This is a genomic window from Micromonospora coerulea, from assembly GCF_016598485.1.
Classification (GTDB): domain Bacteria; phylum Actinomycetota; class Actinomycetes; order Mycobacteriales; family Micromonosporaceae; genus Micromonospora; species Micromonospora coerulea.
Window position 1 is genome coordinate 1 of sequence record NZ_JAEMUW010000009.1, and the last position, 18,950, is coordinate 18,950.

General features: G+C 74.0%; 16 protein-coding genes. 6 read left to right on the plus strand and 10 right to left on the minus strand.

The annotated features are described in order from the left end of the window. The first annotated feature begins 316 nt into the window (after nucleotides 1–316). On the plus strand, nucleotides 317–1,576 hold the full coding sequence (locus tag I8N68_RS13660) for a glycoside hydrolase family 6 protein (protein ID WP_307812817.1): 1,260 nt from the start codon (nucleotides 317–319) through the stop codon (nucleotides 1,574–1,576). Between the two features lie 77 nt (nucleotides 1,577–1,653). Here the strand turns inward: I8N68_RS13660 and I8N68_RS13665 are convergent, their stop codons facing one another. Together I8N68_RS13665 and I8N68_RS13670 are read right to left on the minus strand one after the other, a co-directional pair. Beyond that, on the minus strand, nucleotides 1,654–2,340 hold the full coding sequence (locus I8N68_RS13665) for a hypothetical protein (RefSeq protein ID WP_200210332.1): 687 nt from the start codon (nucleotides 2,338–2,340) through the stop codon (nucleotides 1,654–1,656). 164 nt (nucleotides 2,341–2,504) lie between these two features. After that, a complete protein-coding gene (locus tag I8N68_RS13670; RefSeq protein ID WP_200210333.1) occupies nucleotides 2,505–3,719 on the minus strand; it encodes a hypothetical protein in 1,215 nt (404 codons plus the stop codon). A 152-nt stretch (nucleotides 3,720–3,871) separates the two neighbouring features. On the opposite strand from I8N68_RS13670, the gene I8N68_RS13675 reads away from it, so the two are divergent. The 3 genes from I8N68_RS13675 to I8N68_RS13685 all read left to right on the plus strand — a co-directional run bounded on the left by I8N68_RS13675 (nucleotide 3,872) and on the right by I8N68_RS13685 (nucleotide 6,808). Then, nucleotides 3,872–4,810, plus strand: coding sequence for a diacylglycerol/lipid kinase family protein (locus I8N68_RS13675; RefSeq protein WP_200210334.1), 939 nt, complete (start codon nucleotides 3,872–3,874; stop codon nucleotides 4,808–4,810). Nucleotides 4,811–4,874: 64 nt separating this feature from the next. Next, complete coding sequence (locus I8N68_RS13680) at nucleotides 4,875–5,648, plus strand: nucleotidyltransferase domain-containing protein (protein ID WP_200210335.1); 774 nt, start codon at nucleotides 4,875–4,877, stop codon at nucleotides 5,646–5,648. A gap of 56 nt (nucleotides 5,649–5,704) precedes the next feature. After that, nucleotides 5,705–6,808: a glycoside hydrolase family 18 protein gene (locus I8N68_RS13685; protein WP_234039646.1), complete on the plus strand. Its 1,104-nt coding sequence runs from the start codon at nucleotides 5,705–5,707 to the stop codon at nucleotides 6,806–6,808. A gap of 62 nt (nucleotides 6,809–6,870) precedes the next feature. Here the strand turns inward: I8N68_RS13685 and I8N68_RS13690 are convergent, their stop codons facing one another. Beyond that, the gene (locus tag I8N68_RS13690; RefSeq protein WP_200210336.1) at nucleotides 6,871–7,731 is read right to left on the minus strand and encodes a S1 family peptidase; all 861 of its coding nucleotides are present in this window, start codon (nucleotides 7,729–7,731) and stop codon (nucleotides 6,871–6,873) included. Nucleotides 7,732–7,979: 248 nt separating this feature from the next. Between I8N68_RS13690 and I8N68_RS13695 the strand changes: the two genes are divergently transcribed. Then, the gene (locus I8N68_RS13695) at nucleotides 7,980–10,775 is read left to right on the plus strand and encodes an FAD-binding and (Fe-S)-binding domain-containing protein (RefSeq protein ID WP_200210337.1); all 2,796 of its coding nucleotides are present in this window, start codon (nucleotides 7,980–7,982) and stop codon (nucleotides 10,773–10,775) included. A 21-nt stretch (nucleotides 10,776–10,796) separates the two neighbouring features. Here the strand turns inward: I8N68_RS13695 and I8N68_RS13700 are convergent, their stop codons facing one another. Then, nucleotides 10,797–11,831 (minus strand): nitronate monooxygenase, encoded by a 1,035-nt coding sequence (locus I8N68_RS13700; RefSeq protein WP_307812818.1) that lies wholly within the window; start codon nucleotides 11,829–11,831, stop codon nucleotides 10,797–10,799. Between the two features lie 173 nt (nucleotides 11,832–12,004). Here I8N68_RS13700 and I8N68_RS13705 point away from each other — a divergent pair, with 173 nt between their 5' ends. Continuing rightward, nucleotides 12,005–12,883: an SDR family NAD(P)-dependent oxidoreductase gene (locus I8N68_RS13705; protein WP_200210338.1), complete on the plus strand. Its 879-nt coding sequence runs from the start codon at nucleotides 12,005–12,007 to the stop codon at nucleotides 12,881–12,883. A gap of 31 nt (nucleotides 12,884–12,914) precedes the next feature. Here the strand turns inward: I8N68_RS13705 and I8N68_RS13710 are convergent, their stop codons facing one another. The 6 genes from I8N68_RS13710 to I8N68_RS13735 form a co-directional block, all read right to left on the minus strand. Beyond that, nucleotides 12,915–14,108, minus strand: a complete 1,194-nt coding sequence (locus I8N68_RS13710; RefSeq protein WP_200210339.1) for a cyanophycinase — start codon at nucleotides 14,106–14,108, stop codon at nucleotides 12,915–12,917. A gap of 126 nt (nucleotides 14,109–14,234) precedes the next feature. Beyond that, on the minus strand, nucleotides 14,235–14,393 hold the full coding sequence (locus tag I8N68_RS13715; RefSeq protein ID WP_200210340.1) for a hypothetical protein: 159 nt from the start codon (nucleotides 14,391–14,393) through the stop codon (nucleotides 14,235–14,237). A 185-nt stretch (nucleotides 14,394–14,578) separates the two neighbouring features. After that, a complete protein-coding gene (locus I8N68_RS13720; RefSeq protein ID WP_200210341.1) occupies nucleotides 14,579–16,582 on the minus strand; it encodes an N-acetylmuramoyl-L-alanine amidase in 2,004 nt (667 codons plus the stop codon). A gap of 167 nt (nucleotides 16,583–16,749) precedes the next feature. Continuing rightward, the gene (locus I8N68_RS13725; RefSeq protein ID WP_200210342.1) at nucleotides 16,750–17,991 is read right to left on the minus strand and encodes a styrene monooxygenase/indole monooxygenase family protein; all 1,242 of its coding nucleotides are present in this window, start codon (nucleotides 17,989–17,991) and stop codon (nucleotides 16,750–16,752) included. Between the two features lie 18 nt (nucleotides 17,992–18,009). Then, nucleotides 18,010–18,615: a GTP-binding protein gene (locus I8N68_RS13730; protein ID WP_200210343.1), complete on the minus strand. Its 606-nt coding sequence runs from the start codon at nucleotides 18,613–18,615 to the stop codon at nucleotides 18,010–18,012. After that, nucleotides 18,593–18,934 (minus strand): DUF742 domain-containing protein, encoded by a 342-nt coding sequence (locus I8N68_RS13735; RefSeq protein WP_109803010.1) that lies wholly within the window; start codon nucleotides 18,932–18,934, stop codon nucleotides 18,593–18,595. Before I8N68_RS13735 ends, I8N68_RS13730 begins: the two co-directional genes overlap by 23 nt. Nucleotides 18,935–18,950: the final 16 nt, after the last annotated feature.

Genomic DNA, 18,950 nt, shown 5'->3' on the forward strand with positions numbered 1-18,950 from the left:
GACCCGCGGCAAGGCGGGATCCCGACGGCGAGGCACGAACCGAAGCCAACACCAGCCCTACGACAATTCCCCAACCACCGGCCAACCCGGCCAACGTTTGTGGTCAGAGCACTAGCCGCCCGGCTCGGCACTCGCATGGCCGGTGCCTGACCGGGGGACCGCCGCGGCGGTCCCCCGGTCAGGCGTTCGTCGGCGGCAAGCGCGCCCAGCCGCAACGCGGCCGAGACATTGACAGCCGGCGTCGGTCGGGGCACGCTCGGACGAGCTGCGGGAACGCTCCCATAAGTCGTTCCCATGTCTGATCAGGAGCAATGACGTGGCCCTGACACCGCTGCGGCGACGAGCCGCCACCGGCCTCGCCGCCGTCGCCGCGACGCTCGCCGCGGCCGTTCCCTTCCCGGCCGCACCGGCGGCTGCGGACATCCCCGACACCGCCACCTTCTACACACCGCGTCCCGACCACGGCGCGCTGGCGCAGATCGCCGAGCTGACCGCCGCCGGGCAGTACCAGCCGGCGGCGCAGCTGCGCACGATGACCCGTACGCCACAGGCCGTCTGGGTGACCGGCGGCTCCGGACAGGCGCTGACCCAGTCGGTCAAGGCCGAGGTGCAGCGGGCTGCCGGCAAGAAGACGGTGCCCGTGCTGGTGGCGTACAACATCCCGTTCCGGGACTGCGCGCAGTACTCGGCCGGCGGCGCCACCTCGGTCGCCGGGTACGAGGCGTGGATCGACGCGTTCGCCAGCGGCATCGGCGACCACGAGGTGGCCGTGCTGCTGGAGCCGGATGGTCTCGGCATCATTCCGTGGTACACCACCATCAACGGCAGCCAGGAGTGGTGCCGGCCCGCCGAGGCCGACCCGGCGACCGCCGCCGCCGACCGCTTCGCCATGTTGAACCACGCGGTGGACCGGCTCGCGGCGCTGCCGCGCACCAGCGTCTACCTCGACGGCACGCACAGCGCCTGGTTGGGCGCCGGTGACATCGCCGACCGGCTGGTCAAGGCGGGCGTCGGCAGGGCCGACGGCTTCTTCCTCAACGTCTCCAACTACGAGACGACCGAGCGGCAGCTCAAGTACGGCAACTGGATCGCCAGGTGCATCTACTACGGCACCGAGGGGCCGGAGTACGCGCGCGGCCACTTCGACTGGTGCGCCAGCCAGTACTACCCGGCCGACCCGGCGGACTTCAGCACCTGGGGCCGGACCGACGCCTGGTACGACAGCAACGTCGGCGCCGTCCCGACCGACCGCCTGCCCCACTTCGTGGTGGACACCAGCCGCAACGGGCAGGGCCCGTGGACGCCGCCGGCCGGGGTGAGCTGGCCCGACCCGCAGACCTGGTGCAACCCGCCGGACCGGGGCCTGGGGCTGCGCCCGACCACCGCGACGGGCGATCCGCTCGCCGACGCGTTCCTCTGGGTCAAGACGCCCGGCCAGTCCGACGGTCAGTGCGACCGCGGCACCGGCACCGGGCACGACCCGGCGCGCGGCGGTATCGCCGACCCGGCCGCCGGGGCCTGGTTCGCCGAGCAGGCCCTGGAGCTGGTCACGTACGCGAACCCGCCGCTGGGCTGAACGGGGGTGACCGGGGCGGTGCAGGACCGCCCCGGTCACCTGACGCGGCGCCGATCAGCCCCGCTGGCGCGTATCCGTCACGGGTGGGCGTACCCGCTCACGCGGTCGTTGCGCACGCTGGTCGGCGAGCGCCGGGTGGGCCACCGCGCGACCGTGTTGCCGCCCAGCCGGCCCGCCCAGTACGGGGACACCCGCCACATCGGATGGGCCGTTCCCCCATCCGGCAGCGGGAAGGCGTCCCGACCGGTGTACCCGTGCCGCAGGTGAAGGTCCCGGTCGGCCGCCGTGAACGCCTCCGCGTACGTCGGCAGGCTCAGCGTGTCCATCCACCGTTGGCTGCCGGCGAGCACGGCGGCGGCCCGGCCCGTCCGGCCCGCTCCGGGTGCCGCCAGGAACGCCAGGTGATTGTGGGCCTCGACCGGCCGCCGCGCGGCGAGGTCCCGTTCGAGCCGTCGGAAGCGGTCGCGGTCCGCGCCGCACGCCGCGTCCAGCCGTTCGGCGTACCGCACCGGGAGCGGGATGGGCCGGTAGCGGTGGAACCAGACGGTGGCCGCGGTGCCGTCGGAGAGCAGGAAGGCGTCGCCGAAGAGCAGCGCGTGCTCGGTCCAGATGCGGGCGACGGCGGCCAGCACCTCCGGTCGGCACCGTTCGTCCGGGACGAGCCAGGCGCCGAGGGGGGTGGGGGAGAGGGTGTCGGTGACGAGATCGACGATCCGCTCCACGTCACGCCACCGGGCACGCACGACGGATGTTCGTACGGTCATGGAAAGCTCCTGGTCACGATCACGATCGGAGATGTCGCCGACCCGGCGCCGGGCACCAGGCGCGGCGGTCAAGAAGTCGGCCACGGGGCCGCTGGGCCCATCGGGACGCATTGATCCGCACCACTGCGCCGGAGCGGCCGCGGGCCCACTCCGGCGGTCGGTGCTCAGGCGGGCCTGGTCCCCGGCCGGGGCGATCGGGAGGAGAGTCCGTCCGGGCGGGCCGAACGGCAGGGCCGCCCCATGACGACGCGGGGCGTCCAGCCCCCTGCCGACGCGTTGGCGGCCACGCTGTGCGAGGCGCCGGGGGATCCGGCGCTGCTCCAAGCGGAAACGAGCGCCAGCGGCAGGTGGCCGGCGTTCGACCGGAGCGGGTTCCCCGGATGGCGGTGCCCGCCGCCTCCCGCGTGTGGTGACCAGTGGCGCACCGTGGCGGCCGGCTGCGGCGTGGCGGCGGCGGTGCTCGGGGTGCGGCCGGCTACTTCCAGCGGCGGCGCGGCCGCTGTGGCGTGGCCCGGCGGTGTACCTCTCGGGCTGTCCGGCGGTGTGCCAACCTCGGTCGGTAGCAGCCCGGGGCCCGGGATCGGCGGCGGGGCCGGTGCACCGGTCGACGGCTGCAGGATTTCCCGCACCGGGTCGAGGGGCTCCAGCACCGGGTCCAGCGGCCGGAGCACCGGCCCGAGGCCGCGCCACACCGGCCCGAGGCCGCGCCACACCGGCCCGAGGCCGCGCCACACCGGCCCGAGGCCGCGCCACACCGGGTTGAGGACCGGACCGAGCCCGTCGACGACCGGCGTGGTGACCGGTCGGAGGCCGGCGGCCACCGGACGCAGCGGGCCCGACGACACCGGCCGGGTGACCGGACGGAGCCCGGTGGCCACCTGCTTCACCACCTGCCCGGAGACCGCGTGGAGCCGGGCGCTCGCCGGCTCGGCCGGCCTGACCCGGATCGGCTCGCCGGTCGGGGACGGCGAGGTCGTCGCCCGGCCGGATCGTGGCGCCGGGCGGGTCGGCGCGGCGCCCGGCCGGCGCTGCGGCGACGTGCCCCGTGCCGCGTGGTCGGGACGGGTCAAGGGCGCCGGGGCGGGCCGGGTCGAGGCGGCGGGTGGCGGCGGGTCCGGGGTCGGCCCGTCGGTCCTGGTCGGCGGCACGGCGACGGCGGAACGGTCCGAGCGGTCCGTCGGCGTCGTCCGCAGGACGGGGGACGGCACGGCGCGGAGGAGGTCAACGGTGCGGGTGACCGTGCCGGCGGGCGCAGGGTCGGCGGCGTACGCGGCGTCGCCGGTGACCGCGTCGTACGCGATCCAGGCGCCGGACACCCCGGCCAGCAGGAGCCCCAGACGCAGCGCGAGGCGTGTCAGCCGCCCGCCGTGTCGCGTCATCACCGGCACCTTCCCGAGCCCCGACCAACGGCGGGACATCGCCCGTACTCTACCGAAAGCGTTCGTCCGATCACAGACTGCGGCTGGTCGGAATCGGACGCGTCGCGGCGGGGCGGGAGTGGAATTCCGGCCAGGTGGGTACCCCGGCGGCCATGAGTACGAGCACGGTCGACAGCCGCGCCGCCGACCCGGCCACCCCCCGGTCGGTGGGCACCGTCGCGGTCGTCGCGCACCGGAAGAAGACTCTCGGCGGCGGCCTCGACGAGCTGCGCGCCAGCCTGGTCGCGGCCGGCGTCGGGCGGCTCCTCTGGTACGAGGTGCCGAAGAGCCGCAAGGCGCCGAAGCGGGTGCGCAAGGCGCTGAAGAAGGGCGCCGACCTGCTGCTGGTCTGGGGCGGGGACGGCATGGTGCAGCGCTGCGCGGACACCCTGGCCGGCACGGGCGTGCCGATGGGCATTCTGCCCGCCGGCACGGCGAACCTCTTCGCCACCAACCTCGGCATCCCCGCCGACCTGACCGAGGCCGTCCGGATCGCGCTGCACGGCCGACGCCGCACGCTCGATCTCGGCCGGCTCAACGGCGAGCACTTCGCGGTGATGGCGGGCGCCGGCTTCGACGGTGACCTGATCCGGGAGGCCGATCGGAAGCTCAAGGGCCGGCTGGGCCGGGTGGCGTACGTCTGGACCGGACTGCGGCACGTCCGCGGCGAGCTGGTGCGCACCCGCATCCGGGTCGACGGCGCCGACTGGTTCGACGGCGAGGCGAGCTGCGTGCTCTTCGGCAACGTCGGCACGATCACCGGCGGCATCCCGGCCTTCGACGATGCCCGCCCGGACGACGGCGCGCTGGAGATCGGCGTCTCCACCGCCAGCGGCGCCGTCGACTGGGCCCGCACGCTGGGCCGGATGGCGGCCGGGCGGTCCGAGGACTCGCCGTTCGTGCAGATCACCCGCGGCCGCAAGGTGACCGTCCGCTTCGCCGCCCCGAAGACGTACGAGCTCGACGGCGGGGCCCGGACGACGGCGAAGCGGCTGAAGGTGAAGGTCGTGCCGGACGCCCTGACCGTCTGCTGCCCGCACCGCCCGGCCTGAGCCGCGCGTCACCGGCCGGGGCCCCGGCCGCGTGCGGCGCGGGTGGCCGGGCAGGATGGCCGGCATGGACGACGAGGTACGCGGCTACCTGGCCGAGTTGGTCGACCGGGCGCGGGGCGTCCTCGGCGACGATCTGGTCGGCGCGTACGCGGCCGGCTCGGTGGGCCTGGACGCGTACCAGCCGGGGCGCAGCGACGTGGACGTGGCGCTGGTGGTCGCGCGGGCGCTGACCGGGCCGGTGAAGCGGGCGCTGGTGGACCGGCTGCGGCACGAGGCGCTGCCGTGCCCGGCGCGCGGCCTGGAGCTGGTCGTCTACCGGCGGGACGTGGCCGCGGCCGGCACCGCCACCCCGGGCTTCGAGGTGGAGCTGAACACCGGCGCGACCATGCCGTTCCGCGTCACGTACGCGCCGGCCGACCGTCCGGTCGCCGACGGGCACTTCTGGTACGCCCTCGACCGGAGCATCCTGCACCAGTCCGGCCGGGCCCTGGTCGGCCCGCCCGCCGCCGAGGTCTTCGCCGACCTGGCCCCGGGCGACCTGCGGCGGCTGCTGGCCGAGGCGCTTGCCTGGTGGCTGGCGCTGCCCACCCCACCCGGCGACGGTCCGGCGCCCGGCGCGGAGGACGCGGTGCTGGGCGCCTGCCGGTCGCTGGTCAAGGTCCGCGACGGTCGCTGGCTGTCCAAGGTGGACGCCGGACGCCGGCTGCGCGAGCGGGGGGAGCACGCGGACCTGATCGGGCGGTCGATCGCGGCCCGCCACGGTGGACCGCCACCGTCCGGCCCGGAGGCGCGCGACTTCCAGCGGCAGGTGCTGGCCGAGGTCGCTGCCATCCATTGACCTGGATGAGCGTCGCACTGTAAACAAGGCGTACTGATCGATCCGGGGAGGCCCCCATGCGACGTCCGGTACTGCTCTCGACGCTCCTGCTCATCCTCGCCACCGGGACTCCGGCCGCCGCCGCGCCGCCGCCGGCGCCGGCCCCGGTGACCCTCGCCGCGACCCCGGTCCAGGTCTACGGCGCCTGGCACTGCGGCAACGACTTCTGCACCTGGGGAACGGTCCGCACCATCGCCGAGTTCGACAGCCAGAACCACTGGCTGATCGACCGCGGCGACGGCCGTCCGTCGGTCAACCTGGTGGTCCTCAGCTTCGTCAACCCGCTCGCGCTGCTGCACCAGACTACCGACGCGACCACGCTCGACGGCGTGCCAACGGGCATGACCTCCGAGGTCGTCAACTACTTCACCGCCCGTGGGGTACGGGTGATGCTCTCCATCGGCGGCATTACCTACACCGACGACTGGGAGGCCGCGCTCGCCGAGAACGCCACCCTGCTCGGCCAGCGGGCCGCGGCCGTCGCCACCCGGCTCGGCGTCGGCATCGAGATCGACTACGAGCAGAACACCGATCCGAACCTCACCGGTCTCCAGGCCTTCATCGACGCCTACCGGGCCGTCCACCCGTACGACGCCACCGGCGCCCGGCCCCAGTCTCGGCTGACCATCGACGTGGCCGCCGGCGACCGGTGGCTGATCGACCTCAACCGCAAGGCCACCGGCGACTGGCTGCGCACCGACGCCCCGGTCCTCGACTACGCCAACGCCATGGTGTCGGCGCGGCCCGCCTCGGCCAGCACCTCGCAGGCGAGCTGGCAGGAACATGTGGACGGCAAGCCGCAGTACAGCCCACCGGTGCCGCCGCTGGCCCCGGCGAAGTTCACCGGCGGCGTCTACATCGCCTACGGCGGCCGGCCGCTGCCGGAGTGCGTCGACTACGCCACCTCGGTGCAGCGCGCCGCCGCGCCGTACGTGCAGACGGTCGCCCCGCACGGCGCCGGCGCCACACCCGGCATGCTCGGGTTCATGTTCTGGGCGGCCGAACGCCCGTCGACCCGGGGCATCGGCACCGTGCCGCCGAACACCTGTGAAGGCGGTGCCGGCGCCGGGGCGACCGCGCTGTCCGTCCCGGTGCCGATGCCCGCCCTGCGGCAGAGCTGACCGCACCGCCCGACGAACCGGCCGCCCCGACCACGGGTCGGGGCGGCCGGTCGTTCGGTCGATCAGTAGACGGTCACGCCGTACGCGCTGGCGGCCTCGGTGACGGGCTGGTAGAAGGTGGTGCCACCGGAGCGGCAGTCACCGCTGCCGCCGGAGGTGATGCCGAGCGCCTTGGTGCCGTCGTAGAGCGGGCCGCCGGAGTCGCCGGGCTCGGCGCAGACGGTGGTCTGGATCATGCCCTTGACGGTGCCGCTACCGACGTAGCGGACCGTGACGTTGAGGGCGGTCACCGTGCCGCTGTGGGTCCCGGTGGTCGACCCGGTGCGCTTCACCGCCTCGCCGACGAACGCGTTCGCGGCGGTGTAGCCGCCGGGGTGGCTCAGCGCGGTGTTGTCGTACCGGACGAGGGCGTAGTCGTTGCCGGGGAAGCTGGAGCCGATGGTCGGCCCGATCAGCGTCTTGAGCCCGGAGTCGGTGTACCAGGTGTTGGCCACGTCGCCGCAGTGGCCGGCGGTCAGGAAGTAGTAGACGCCGGACTTGACCACGTTGAAGCCCAGTGAGCAGCGGTAGCCGCCGCCGTAGATGGCGTTGCCGGCGGAGAGCAGCGGGCGGAAGGTTCCACGCGCCCGGTCGATCCGAATCGCGCCGGAGTTGCTGCCGGCGCTCTTCCGGATCGTCGCCAGCTCGGCGGCGGAGACGCTGTCGTCGGCGGTCACCACCACCCGGCCGGCCTGCACCCGCCAGGCGATCCCGCTGACGCCGGACGCGGCGACGGCGCGGTCGACCTGGGCGAGCTGGCTGGCGCTGAAGTTGGGCGGGGCGGCCGAGGCGGCGCCCGGCACGGTGAAGGCCCCGACGGCGACCAGGCCGACGGTGGCGGCGAGCAACGAGGTGAGCCGGCCGGAAGTGGGTCGGAATCTCACGGTCTCCTCCTTGGAGGACGGCGGGCGACCGGTGCGGGCGGGGGCCCTGAGGTGTCGCCGTGGTCCGGCTCGGGGTGTCGACCGCGACGAACGTGATAGCGGCGAGTATCTACCAGGGTCGATGCCACTGCAAGGGGTTCGCCGGCCCGGGCCGCGCCGCTAGGGTGTCAACCGGGGAGGTACGCCATGAGGATGCAGATCACCGGCGTCGCGGGCCGGCCCGGCCGCGCCACCGCCGGACACCCACGGTGAGCCGGACCGTCGAGCCCGACCTCGCCGCGCTCGACGCGGCGCTGCCCGGCGCGGTGGCGACCCGGGCGGCGGACCGGCTCCGACTGGCCCACGACGCCTCGCACTACCTGCTGCATCCCCGCGCGGTGGTCACGCCGGGCGACGCCGAGCAGGTCGCCGTCCTGCTGCGGCACAGCCGCCGGACCGGCACGCCGCTGACCTTCCGCTCCGGCGGCACCAGCCTCAGCGGGCAGGCGGTCACCGACCAGTTGCTGGTCGACACCCGCCGGCACTTCCGCGAGTTGGCGGTCCTCGACGACGGCCGGCGGGTCCGGGTGCAGCCCGGGGTGGTGCTGCGTCAGGTGAACAACCGGCTCGCCCCGTACGGCCGCAAGCTCGGCCCCGACCCGGCCAGCGAGTCCGCCTGCACCATCGGTGGCGTCGTCGCCAACAACTCCAGCGGGATGACCTGCGGCACCGAGTTCAACACCTACCGGACGCTGGAGTCGCTGCTGCTGGTGCTGCCCACCGGGACCATCGTGGACACCGGCGCCCCGGACGCCGACGAGCGGCTGCGCGCCACCGAGCCGGAGCTGCACGCCGGCCTGCTGCGGCTGCGCGACCGGGTGCGCGGCAATCCCGACTCGGTGCGCCGCGTCCGCGCCCAGTCCGCCATGAAGAACACCATGGGGTACGGCGTGAACACCTTCCTCGACCACGACTCGCCCAGCGAGCTGCTGACCCGGCTCGTCGTCGGCAGCGAGGGCACCCTAGCCTTCGTCGCGGCGGCGACCTTCCGCACCGTACCGGTGCACCGACACGCCGCGACCGGCCTGCTGGTCTTCGACACCCTCGGGGCCGCGATGGCCGCGATGCCGGCGCTGGTCGCCGCCGGCCCGGCGGCGGTCGAGCTGCTCGACGCCGCCGCGCTGCGGGTCGCCCAGCTCGACCCGCAGGCCGACACCGCGCTGCGCGGCCTGGCGGTCCGGGAGCACGCGGCGCTGCTGGTGGAGTGGCAGGAGGCCGACCCCGACGCGCTCGCCGAACGGGTGGCCGCCGCCCGGCCGGTGCTCGCCGGGCTGCCGCTGGCCGCCCCGGTCCGGCTCAGCGGCGAGGCGGCGGCCCGGGCCGCCCTCTGGCACATCCGCAAGGGCCTGTACGCCGCGGTCGCCGGCGCTCGGCCCTCCGGCACCACCGCGCTGCTGGAGGACATCGCGGTGCCGGTGGACGCCCTCGCCGACACCTGCGCCGAACTCGCCGACCTCTTCGCCCGGCACGGGTACGAGGAGAGCGTCATCTTCGGCCACGCCAAGGACGGCAACCTGCACTTCATGCTCAACGAGCGGTTCTCCGGGGGTGAGCCGCCGCGCCGCTACGCCGATTTCACCGACGAGATGGTCGACGCCGTCCTCGCCCGCGGCGGCACCCTGAAGGCCGAGCACGGCACCGGCCGGGTGATGGCGCCGTACGTCCGCCGGCAGTTCGGCGACGAGCTCTACGAGGTGATGCGCGAGCTGAAGACGCTCTGCGACCCCGACGGCGTGCTCAACCCCGGCGTGCTGCTCAGCGACGACCCCGACATCCACCTGCGCCACCTGAAGACCGTGCCGACGGTCGAGCCGGAGGTCGACCGCTGCGTCGAGTGTGGCTACTGCGAGCCGGTCTGCCCCAGCCGGGACCTGACCACCACCCCTCGGCAGCGGATCGTGCTGCGCCGGGAGATCGCCGCAGCCCGCGCCGCCGGTGACGAGGGGCTGGCCCGCGAGCTGGCGGACGACTATGCCTACGACGCGGTGGACACCTGCGCGGTGGACGGCATGTGCGCGACCGCCTGCCCGGTCCTGATCAATACCGGTGACCTGGTGAAACGCCTGCGCGCCGACCGGAACGGCGGCCTCGCCCAGGCCGGCTGGCGCGGCGCCGCCGCCCGCTGGGACGCCACCACCCGGGGCATGGCCCGTGGCCTGGACCTGGCCGGTACCCTGCCGCCCGCGCTGCCCGAGACGGCCACCCGGGCCGCCCGCGCTGTGCTCGGCGCCGAGCGGGTCCCGCAGTGGCGGCGCGATCTGCCCCGTGGCGGCGAGGTCCGCCGTCCCCACCCGGTCGGCGACCCGGACGCGGTGTTCGTGCCGTCCTGCCTGGGCACCCTGTTCGCCCCGGCCGAGGGTGGCCCGGGGGTGGCCGCCGCGCTGCTGACCCTGGCCGAGCGCGCCGGGGTGCGCCTGCTCGTCCCCGACGGGATCGCCGGCGTCTGCTGCGGCACCCCCTGGTCCTCCAAGGGCCTCACCGCCGGCTACCAGGCCGTCCGTGACCGGGTGCCGCCCGCGCTGTACGAGGCCAGCCGGGGTGGGACGCTGCCCGTGGTCAGCGACGCCGCGTCCTGCACCGAGGGCTTCGCGAAGCTGGTCGCCGACGGCGGTGACGCCGTCGGCGTCGTCGACGCCGTCGCGTACGCGGCCACCGAGCTGCTGCCCCGGCTGACCGTCCGGCGCCGGCTCGGCTCCCTCGCCCTGCACCCCACCTGCTCGTCGACCCGACTGGGGCTCGACGCGGCGCTGCTCACCGTGGCCCGGGCCGTCGCCGACGAGGTGGTGGTCCCCGACGGCTGGCAGTGCTGCGGCTTCGCCGGCGACCGAGGCCTGCTGCACCCCGAACTGACCGCCGCCGCCACCCGCGCGGAGGCCCGCGCGGTGTCGGAGCGGGCCTTCGACGGGTACGCCTCGGTCAACCGGACCTGCGAGATCGGCATGGCCCGGGCCACCGGCCAGCCGTACCGTCACCTGCTCGAACTGCTCGAGGAGGCGACCCGCTGACGGGCGCCGCCCCCCGGCGGCTCAGAGCGGCCGGGTCAGCTCCGCGAGGATCTCGGCCGCCGGGGCGGCGCGCGCGGCCCGCCAACCGGTGCCGGCCCACAGGTGCACCCGATCGGCGTCACCGGCTTGGGCGGCGGCGCGCCGCAGCGGCCGGGTCAGGTGGTGCAGCGCCGGGTAGCCCAGCGGCGCGTCCGCCTCGTACCGGTCGATGAAGTCGTTGCGCAGCCCGCGCGCCGGCCGTCCGGTGAACGCCCGGGTGACCACGGTCCGGTCCCGGCGCGGGTCGGTCAGCGCCGCCCGGTGGGTAGGGCTCGTGCTGCTCTCGTCGGCCCGGAGCAGGAGCGTGCCGACCAGGACGCCGATGGCCCCGGCGGCCAGCGCCGCCCGGACGTCCGCCGCCCCGGCCACGCCGCCGGCGGCGAGCACGGGCAGGCCGGTACGGGCGACGACCGGGCCGACCAGCTCGGCGAGGGGCCGGACGGGTGTGGGGGAGCCCGGGGTGAAGGTGCCGTAGTGGCCCCCGGCGTGTCCGCTCTGGGCGACGAGCCCGTCCGCGCCGAGTTCCGCCGCCGCGGCGGCCTCCGCCGGATCGGTCACCGTCACCAGCACCCGGCTCCCGGCGCGCCGCAGGTCCCGGAGCACCGTCGCGGGCGGCAGCCCGAAGGTGAAGCTGACCACCGGCACCGGATCGCGGACCAGCAGCGCGATCTTCTCCGCCCAGTGGTCGTCGTCCTCGGTCCGCGGGGCCGCCGTCAGGTCGAGCCCGTACGGTCGGCCCTCGTCGGCGATGCGGGCGGCGTAGCGGCGGAACGCGGCGTCGTCGACGGGCACCGGGGTCGGTACGAACACGTTGACGCCGAACGGGAGTCCGGTGGCCCGGGCCGTGGCGATCTCCGCCGCCACCGCCTCCGGCGGCTGGTAGCCGGCCGCCAGGAAGGCGAACCCGCCCGCGGATCCCACCGCCGCCACCAGTCGGGTGGTGGTGGGTCCGCCCGCCATCGGCGCGGCGACCACCGGCAGATCCACGCCGAGAAGTGCTCTCCGATCAGTGTCCACCGACCCAGTCTGCCAAGGCCGGGCGCGGTCCGGGTGCCGGTGCCTCCGGACGGCGGATCTCCGGCGCCGACGGGGCCGCCGGTCTATGTTGCAGGAGACGCCGGCCCACGGGTGGCGGCCGAGGGGCGGCCCGGCCAGAGCACCGCCGGCCACGACGCGGAGGTGAGGGGCGGATGTCCGCAGCTACGCAGGTGCGACCGCTGGCCGGGCGGGTCGCGGTGGTGACGGGTGCGGCGCGGGGCATCGGACGAGCCGCCGCGGTGGCCCTGGCCGAGGCCGGCGCGGACGTCGCCGGACTGGACATCGCCGGACCGGTCAGCGCCGTCCTCGACTTCCCACCCGCCACCCCGGAGGATCTCGCCGCGACCGGCCGGCTGATCACCGGTGCCGGCACCCGGTGGCGGGAACACGTGGTCGACCAGCGCGACATCGGCGCCGTCCGGGCGGCGGCGGCCGCCGTGGAGCGGTCCTGGGGCGGCGTGGACATCGTCTTCGCCAACGCGGGCATCCAGGCGTTCCGGCCGCTGCTCGAGATGGCCGACGCCGACTGGCACGACCAGCTCGACGTCAACCTGACCGGCACGGCGAACGTGCTGCGCGCGTTCGCCCCGCTGCTGGTCCGGCGCGGGGGCGGCCGGATCATCGTCACCTCGTCCACCCAGGGGCAGCACGGCACGAAGTTCGGCGCGGCGTACTCGGCGTCGAAGTGGGGGATCATCGGGCTGATGAAGTCCGCCGCCCTGGAGCTCGGCGAGCACGGGATCACGGTGAACGCGGTGATCCCGGGCCTCGTCGACACCGTCCTGACCCGGCACGAGGACCGCTACGCCCAGGCGATCACCGAGGGCGGGCGGACGCCGTCCGGTGACGTCGGCGAGGACGAGCGGACCGCGATGGAGCTGCTCGTCGCGAAGACGCCGCTGGGCGTGCCGTGGGTCCAGCCGTCGGACGTGGCGCCGCTGGTGGTGTTCCTCGCCTCCGAGCAGGCGCGCATGGTCAGCGGCACGTCGTTCGCCGCGACCGGTGGCGACAGCGCCCACGTCACGGCCTGACCCCCGGCTCAACCCGCCTGGATGGACAGGGTCAGGTCGGTGAAGGACGTGGCATCCGCACCGGCCACCCGTACGCGGTGAAGGCGGCGTCCTTGGTCAGGCCCACCACGAAGCGCGGGGCGGTCTGCGCGGTGGTGCCCGTCGTCGAGGTGGACAGGCTGGCACCGGCCAGGTCGAGCGCCGCGTCGCGCAGCGCGTACGAGCCGAAGACGTCGGCGGTCGGTGCCGCCGCGGTGCGGGCGGCCGGAACCACCGGTGTGCTGGCGGCGCTCTTGCCGACCTGCCAGCGGCCGGGGTCGTAGGTGTCGCCGTCGGTGAGGTAACTCCAGCGCACGCGGCTGATCGACCAGTACCCGCCGGTCTGCCCGACCTGAGCCGCGCGCAGGTCGAGGATCGACACCCCGTTGGTGCCGACGATCCGGGCGGACTCGTCGGCGGTGCCGGCCCCGGTGACGATCAGGGCGGTGTCCTCACCGACCCCGTACACCCGGTCGTGGCCGGTGTCGGCGGCCAGCCGGATCGACCGGCCGGTCCGGCCACGGGCGTCGAAGTGGGTGTCGACCAGGCCGGAACCGACGAGGCCGAAGCCGCCGGCCGGCCAGTAACCGAGGATCTGGTCGTCGTCGTAGTAGCCCGCTCGGGAGCCGTCGCGGACGCCGTAGTAGCTCAACCCGCCCGTGATCATGTCGGTGCCCGCGAGGATCTGCATGCCCGCGCTGGTGCCGGCGACCGGGGCGCCGGCGAGGAAACGCTCGCGGATCGCGTGCAGCACGGCGCCGTCCGAGCCGTCGGAGTGGATCATCGACTGCACGTAGCGGAACTGGTCGCCGCCGGTGAAGAAGAACCCGGTCATGGAGGCCGCCAGGGCGGCGTACGACGGGTCGTCGCCGCTGCCGTCCTTCTTCGTGGTCACCGGGATCCAGGTGGCGTCGTCGGCGCCGTACCGCTCCAGGACCTTGACCACCGCGTTGGCGCTCGAGTGCGGCACCGCCGAGGACGCGCTGAGCACCCCGATGCGCGCCCCCGCGCCACCGGCCCGGCGGACGAACTCGCCGTAGACGGCGCTGTTGTCGTCGGCGAGCGCGCCGCCGATCAGCAGCACCGCCCCCGGACCCGTGGTGTGCGCCACGGCCCCCGCCGTGGCGGGGGAGGAGGGCACGGTCGCCGCGGTGACGGCGACGACCAGCGCGGTGAGCAGCGACAGGAACTTCCTCGGACGGCCCATGGCGCCGACGCTAGACAGTCGGGCGAACGGGCGTCAAGGAAGGTAAATGCGCCGATGTGATCCGGCGGGCGGAGGACGCGGGCCGAGGCGGACATTTCTGCCCGCCTCGGCGTCACTACTGCTGCGTCACCGTTTCACCTGCTGCTTGGCTTGCTGCGGCGACATCCCCTTGTCGACCTTGTTGAGCGCCTTGCGCAGGTCCCTCTCGGTCATCTTGGAGTTGCCCTCGATGCCCGCTTTGTGGGCCTGCTGACGCAGATCGTGAAGTTGCTCCCGACCACTCATTTGGCCACCTCCGTCGTACTCGATCCGAGCCCTGCGCTTACCCGCGACAGCGCCGGACCAACGTCGCGCGGCCAGGCGGTGGCCGGCAAGTCGAATGCGGCCCGGGCGGGCTCAGCCGGCCTGGACGGAGCCGGCAGGTGGGCCCCCTCTCACTGGGAGGAGGCCCACCGCCTGCGTAGGAGGGGTCAGCTGGGCGCGCCCACGGCCGAGGGCAGGATGTCCACGTCGTCCTTGTTGACGAACATGATCCGGTGGCCGAACTGAATCTGCACGTACCGCATCTTGCCGCGGATCACTGTCCAGTCACCTGGGAAGGTGCCGGCGAAGGTGTAGGCCTTGTAGAACTCGCTGGGCGCGACCAGGCCGACCGCGTACCGCTCCCCGGCGGACAGCGTGTACTGCAGCGGCCGGAGGGTCTGGTACGGCACGCCGGCCGGGTAGGCCGCCTCCTCCGGATAGGCCCGCCCGTACACCGGGATCGTGGCCCTGCCCGGCTTGGGCGTCACCACGAAGCCGGTCGCCCACTTCGCCACCGGCGCGGAGGTCGGGTTGTAGAACCACGCCTTCTGGCCGAGGTACCAGATGGCCGTCCAGTCACCCTGCCGGTCAGCGACGGCATAACTCTGGCCTGCGGACGCCCGAGCGCCGTGATCCGAGACCTCCATCGTGGACGGTGCACCGTCCTCGTGCAGGCCGGCGTCCTTGACCAGCGGCGCGTCCTGGCTGGGCGCGCTGTGCAGGATCACCGATGACGAGCCGCGCAGCGGGCAGGGCTCGCTGGTCGGCATGTCGTTCTCGTCCAGCTGGCAGCCCCAGAATGCCGGGCGGTTGCTGGCGAACTCCGGGTCCATGGTGACCAGGCCGGTGGCCGGCGTGCCGGTGCTGCGGATCGGCGCCCCCAGCAGGTCGAAGTAGTGCGACCAGTCCCAGTACGGGCCCGGATCCCAGTGCATGCCCCGGACGGTCGACGGGATGGTGCCGGGCACGTTGTCGTGGCCGATGATGTGCTGCCGGTCCAGCGGAATGTCGAACTTCTTCGCGAGGTGGCCCACGAGCTTCGCCGACGTGCGGTACATCGTCTCCGTGTACCAGGTGCCCTTGCGCGCGAAGCCCTCGTGCTCGATGCCAATGGACTTGCTGTTGACGTACCAGTTGCCGGCCTGCCAGGCGACGTCCTTGGTCTTGACGTGCTGCGCGGTGTGGCCGTCGCTCGAGCGCATGGTGTAGTGCCAGCTCACGTACGCCGGATCCTGCACCAGTTCCAGCGTCCGGAAGTAGGTCTCCTCGGTGTCGTGGATGACGATGTACTCGATCTTCTGCCGGGCCGGCCGGTCGGACAGGTCGTGGTTGCCGTAGTACTCCGGGTCCGTCCCGTCGCCGAGCAGTTGGTACGGCGCCGGGATCCACTCGCAGGCCAGCTCCGCCGGGCATTCCACGCCGTCGGCCCGGGCCACGGTGCGTAGGCCCAACTTGTCGAGCCAGGACTTCTGCGGCGTCACCTTCCGGGCGGCGAGGGTGACGCGCTGCCCGTCATCGGTGGTCCGGGCCGCGCCGGTCCGGATCGTCGCATATGCCTCGTCGGCGAAGGTCGCTGCGGAGTCGGTGCTGTCGGAGCCGGAATACCGGGCCACCGCGCCGTACCAGGCGGCGGGGTCGGTGCCGGCGCCGACCGGGGCGCCGATCTCCTTCTGGTACGACGCCAGCAGTGCGGCGCCGCCGCGGATGTTGGCCGCCGGGTCGGACCTGAGCGCGTCCTCCCCGCTGCCGGTGACCGTCGCGGCGGCATCCAGGGTCTGCAGCGCCGCCTCGGCCGGCGGGTTGGGCGCGGGTTCCGCGGCCTGGATCCGGGTTCGGGAGTCGTCGCCGCGCGGGTCCTCCTCGGGGCCGACGTGGCTGGGCTCGCCCAGGCTGTTGACGTACGTCGCGTCGGTGAGGTGCATCGGGCCGTACCCCGCGCTGGTGCTGGGGGTGCCGGCGTTGGTGTCCCAGCGGGATTCCAGGTACGAGACCGCGAGCAGGACGGACTCGGGGACCCCGTACTCGGCGGCGGCTGCGGCGTACTGCTGCTGTCGTGTGTCGGGCGTCGGGTTCGCCGCGGGAGCGGGGCCGGCCGGCACGAGCGTCACGGCGCCGACCAGCGCGGTGCTGAGCAGGATGCGCCTGCCCATCGGGGCTCGGGATCGGGGCATGGAACCTCCGTTCGGGGGATGACTCAGTGGTCACCCTCGCCCCGGCGGGCCATCATGTCAATAGATTCCGACCTGCCGCATCACGGCGCAAGAAACCTTCAGGCGGGGCCGCCACCCGGCCAGCTCGCTGACCAGATGGCGGCCACCGAGGCCCGGCTGCGCGGACCTCAGCCGGCAGCGACCGTGGCCAGGTAGCGGTCGGCGGCCTCCGGCGTCAGGAACCAGTCCGCGAAGTCGTTCGGGTCGCTGAAGCCGTTGGCGAAGCGCCGGGCGACCGTCGGGTTCCCCGCGGCGGCCCCTAGGAGCTGCTGCACGTGCGGCGGCAGCGGCTGCAACATCGCGTTGGTCCAGCCGGTGACCGCCTGGCCGGCGCCGGACCAGAACCGCTCGAAGGTCTGCCCCATCCACTCCCGGTCGAACGGCCGATCACCGCGCTCCAGGATGGACCCCAGGTAGGAGTGGGCGCACTTGGCGGCGGTGTTGCTGCCCTGACCGGTGATCGGGTCGTTGGCCACCACCACGTCGGCCATGCCCAGCACGACCCCACCCGAGGGCAGTTCGGCCACCGGGCGGCGCACCGTCGGCGTGTACCGGCCCGAGAGGGTGGCCCGGCCGTCGGTCAACTCCACGTCGGCGCACCGCTCGTAGATCCACGGGGTGTACCGGCGGGCCAGGTCGAGGGTCAGCTTGAGGTGCTCGGCCGGGTCGCGCCGCTCGGCCCACAGGTCCAGCGGCCCGCCGGGCACCGCCTCCCAGAACAGGATCTCGCAGGGGCCGGAGTGGATCAGCCCCGGGATGACGAACAACTCACCCAGCCCCGGCACGGCGTTGAAGCTCACGTGGGGCACCGGCCACAGCGGATCCGGGGCCATGCCCTGCACGTACGCCACGGCCAGCCCCCGCTGTGGCGCGTCGTACACCGACCGCTGCGGGTCCCGGTCGAAGACGCCCACGAGGTCGCCCTTGCCGGCGGCGACGACGGTCAGGTCGTACCGGCCGAGCCGGGTGAGCCCGTCCAGGTCGGCGGTGGTCACCGTCTGGTAGAGCACGGTCCCGCCGCGCTGCTCGAACAGTTCCAGCCAGGCCGCCATCTTCACCCGCTGGTCGACGCTCTGCGCCGGCTCGTCCAGCGGGCACGGGATCCGCAGGGCCCGCTCGCCGGGCGGAGCGGACAGCGAGACGTGCAGCCCCTCGATCTGGGGTGCCCGGTCCTGCCACAGGTCCAGCCCGTACCGGCGTTCGGTTCCCAGCGCGTTGCCGAACATCGCCTGGGTGCTCATCACCCAGCCGCGGCGGATCTCGTCCGGCGTACGGGCGGACATGACGGTCACGTCGTAGCCCTCGGCGAGCAGGCTCAGGGCGAGCTGGAGCCCGGACTGTCCGGCCCCGACGACAAGGATCTTGCGCATTGTTTCCTCCAGGTTGAGCTACCGTGCCGCGAGCGCGCCCGCGGTGGGCCGGGCGGTGCGGGACATGGTGTGTTCCACGACCACCAGCAGCGCCCGCGCCACCGACGACGGGTCGCGGGCGTCGCAGGCGATCAGGGGCACGCTGGCGGGGACCGAGAGCGCTTCGCGAACCTCCTCGAGCGGGTGGTGCAGCACCCCGTCGAACAGGTTCACGCAGACCACGAACGGCAGGTCGCTGTCCTGCTCGAAGTAGTTGATCGCCGGGAACGAGGCGGCCAGGTTCCGCGTGTCGGCGAGCACCAGTGCACCGACCGCGCCCCGGCACAGGTCGTCCCACATCGGCCAGAACCGGGGTTGGCCCGGCGTGCCGAACAGGTACAGCACGAGGTCGGGGCCGATGGTCAGCCGGCCGAAGTCCATCGCCACGGTCGTGGTCTTCTTGTCGATCCCCGGGTCCATCCGGTCGACGGTTTCGCTGGCCGCGGTCATCCACGCCTCGGTGTTGATCGGCGGGATCTCTGAAATGGACCCGACGCAGGTGGTCTTGCCGACGCCGAAGCCGCCCGCGATGACGATCTTCGCCGAGGTCACTGGCGGCGTGTCAGGCAAGCTTGCGGAGGCCATCGCGCAGTCTCTCCAGGAGGCGGAAGTCGACATTGTCGTGGTCGGTGTGGATCAGCAGCCGGTCGGTGGCGGCCAGGTCGTCGACGACCACCCGAGTGACACCCAGCGACATCCCGCAGACCGCGGAGAGTTCGGCCACCGAGCGCGCCGACCCGCGGGCCTGCTCGTACAGCGTGCGGGTCTCGGGCAGCAGACCCGAGGCGAAGACGGCGTCGTAGTACGGCACCGACACCAGGGTGTGGACGAGCAGTGGCCGCCGGGTGCGGGTGCGTCCGGCGGTCAGCACGTACGGCCGCACCTTCCAGTACGTCATCGGCATGATCTGGCTCCTTCGG

Excerpts from the sequence above, each read along its gene's own strand:
- I8N68_RS13720 (WP_200210341.1), bottom strand. The coding sequence starts at position 16,582 with ATGCCCCGATCCCGAGCCCCGATGGGCAGGCGCATCCTGCTCAGCACC.
- I8N68_RS13680 (WP_200210335.1), top strand. The coding sequence starts at position 4,875 with ATGGACGACGAGGTACGCGGCTACCTGGCCGAGTTGGTCGACCGGGCG.
- I8N68_RS13665 (WP_200210332.1), bottom strand. The coding sequence starts at position 2,340 with ATGACCGTACGAACATCCGTCGTGCGTGCCCGGTGGCGTGACGTGGAG.
- I8N68_RS13705 (WP_200210338.1), top strand. The coding sequence starts at position 12,005 with ATGTCCGCAGCTACGCAGGTGCGACCGCTGGCCGGGCGGGTCGCGGTG.
- I8N68_RS13735 (WP_109803010.1), bottom strand. The coding sequence starts at position 18,934 with ATGCCGATGACGTACTGGAAGGTGCGGCCGTACGTGCTGACCGCCGGA.
- I8N68_RS13685 (WP_234039646.1), top strand. The coding sequence starts at position 5,705 with ATGCGACGTCCGGTACTGCTCTCGACGCTCCTGCTCATCCTCGCCACC.
- I8N68_RS13670 (WP_200210333.1), bottom strand. The coding sequence starts at position 3,719 with ATGACGCGACACGGCGGGCGGCTGACACGCCTCGCGCTGCGTCTGGGG.
- I8N68_RS13710 (WP_200210339.1), bottom strand. The coding sequence starts at position 14,108 with ATGGGCCGTCCGAGGAAGTTCCTGTCGCTGCTCACCGCGCTGGTCGTC.
- I8N68_RS13730 (WP_200210343.1), bottom strand. The coding sequence starts at position 18,615 with ATGGCCTCCGCAAGCTTGCCTGACACGCCGCCAGTGACCTCGGCGAAG.
- I8N68_RS13675 (WP_200210334.1), top strand. The coding sequence starts at position 3,872 with ATGAGTACGAGCACGGTCGACAGCCGCGCCGCCGACCCGGCCACCCCC.
- I8N68_RS13715 (WP_200210340.1), bottom strand. The coding sequence starts at position 14,393 with ATGAGTGGTCGGGAGCAACTTCACGATCTGCGTCAGCAGGCCCACAAA.
- I8N68_RS13725 (WP_200210342.1), bottom strand. The coding sequence starts at position 17,991 with ATGCGCAAGATCCTTGTCGTCGGGGCCGGACAGTCCGGGCTCCAGCTC.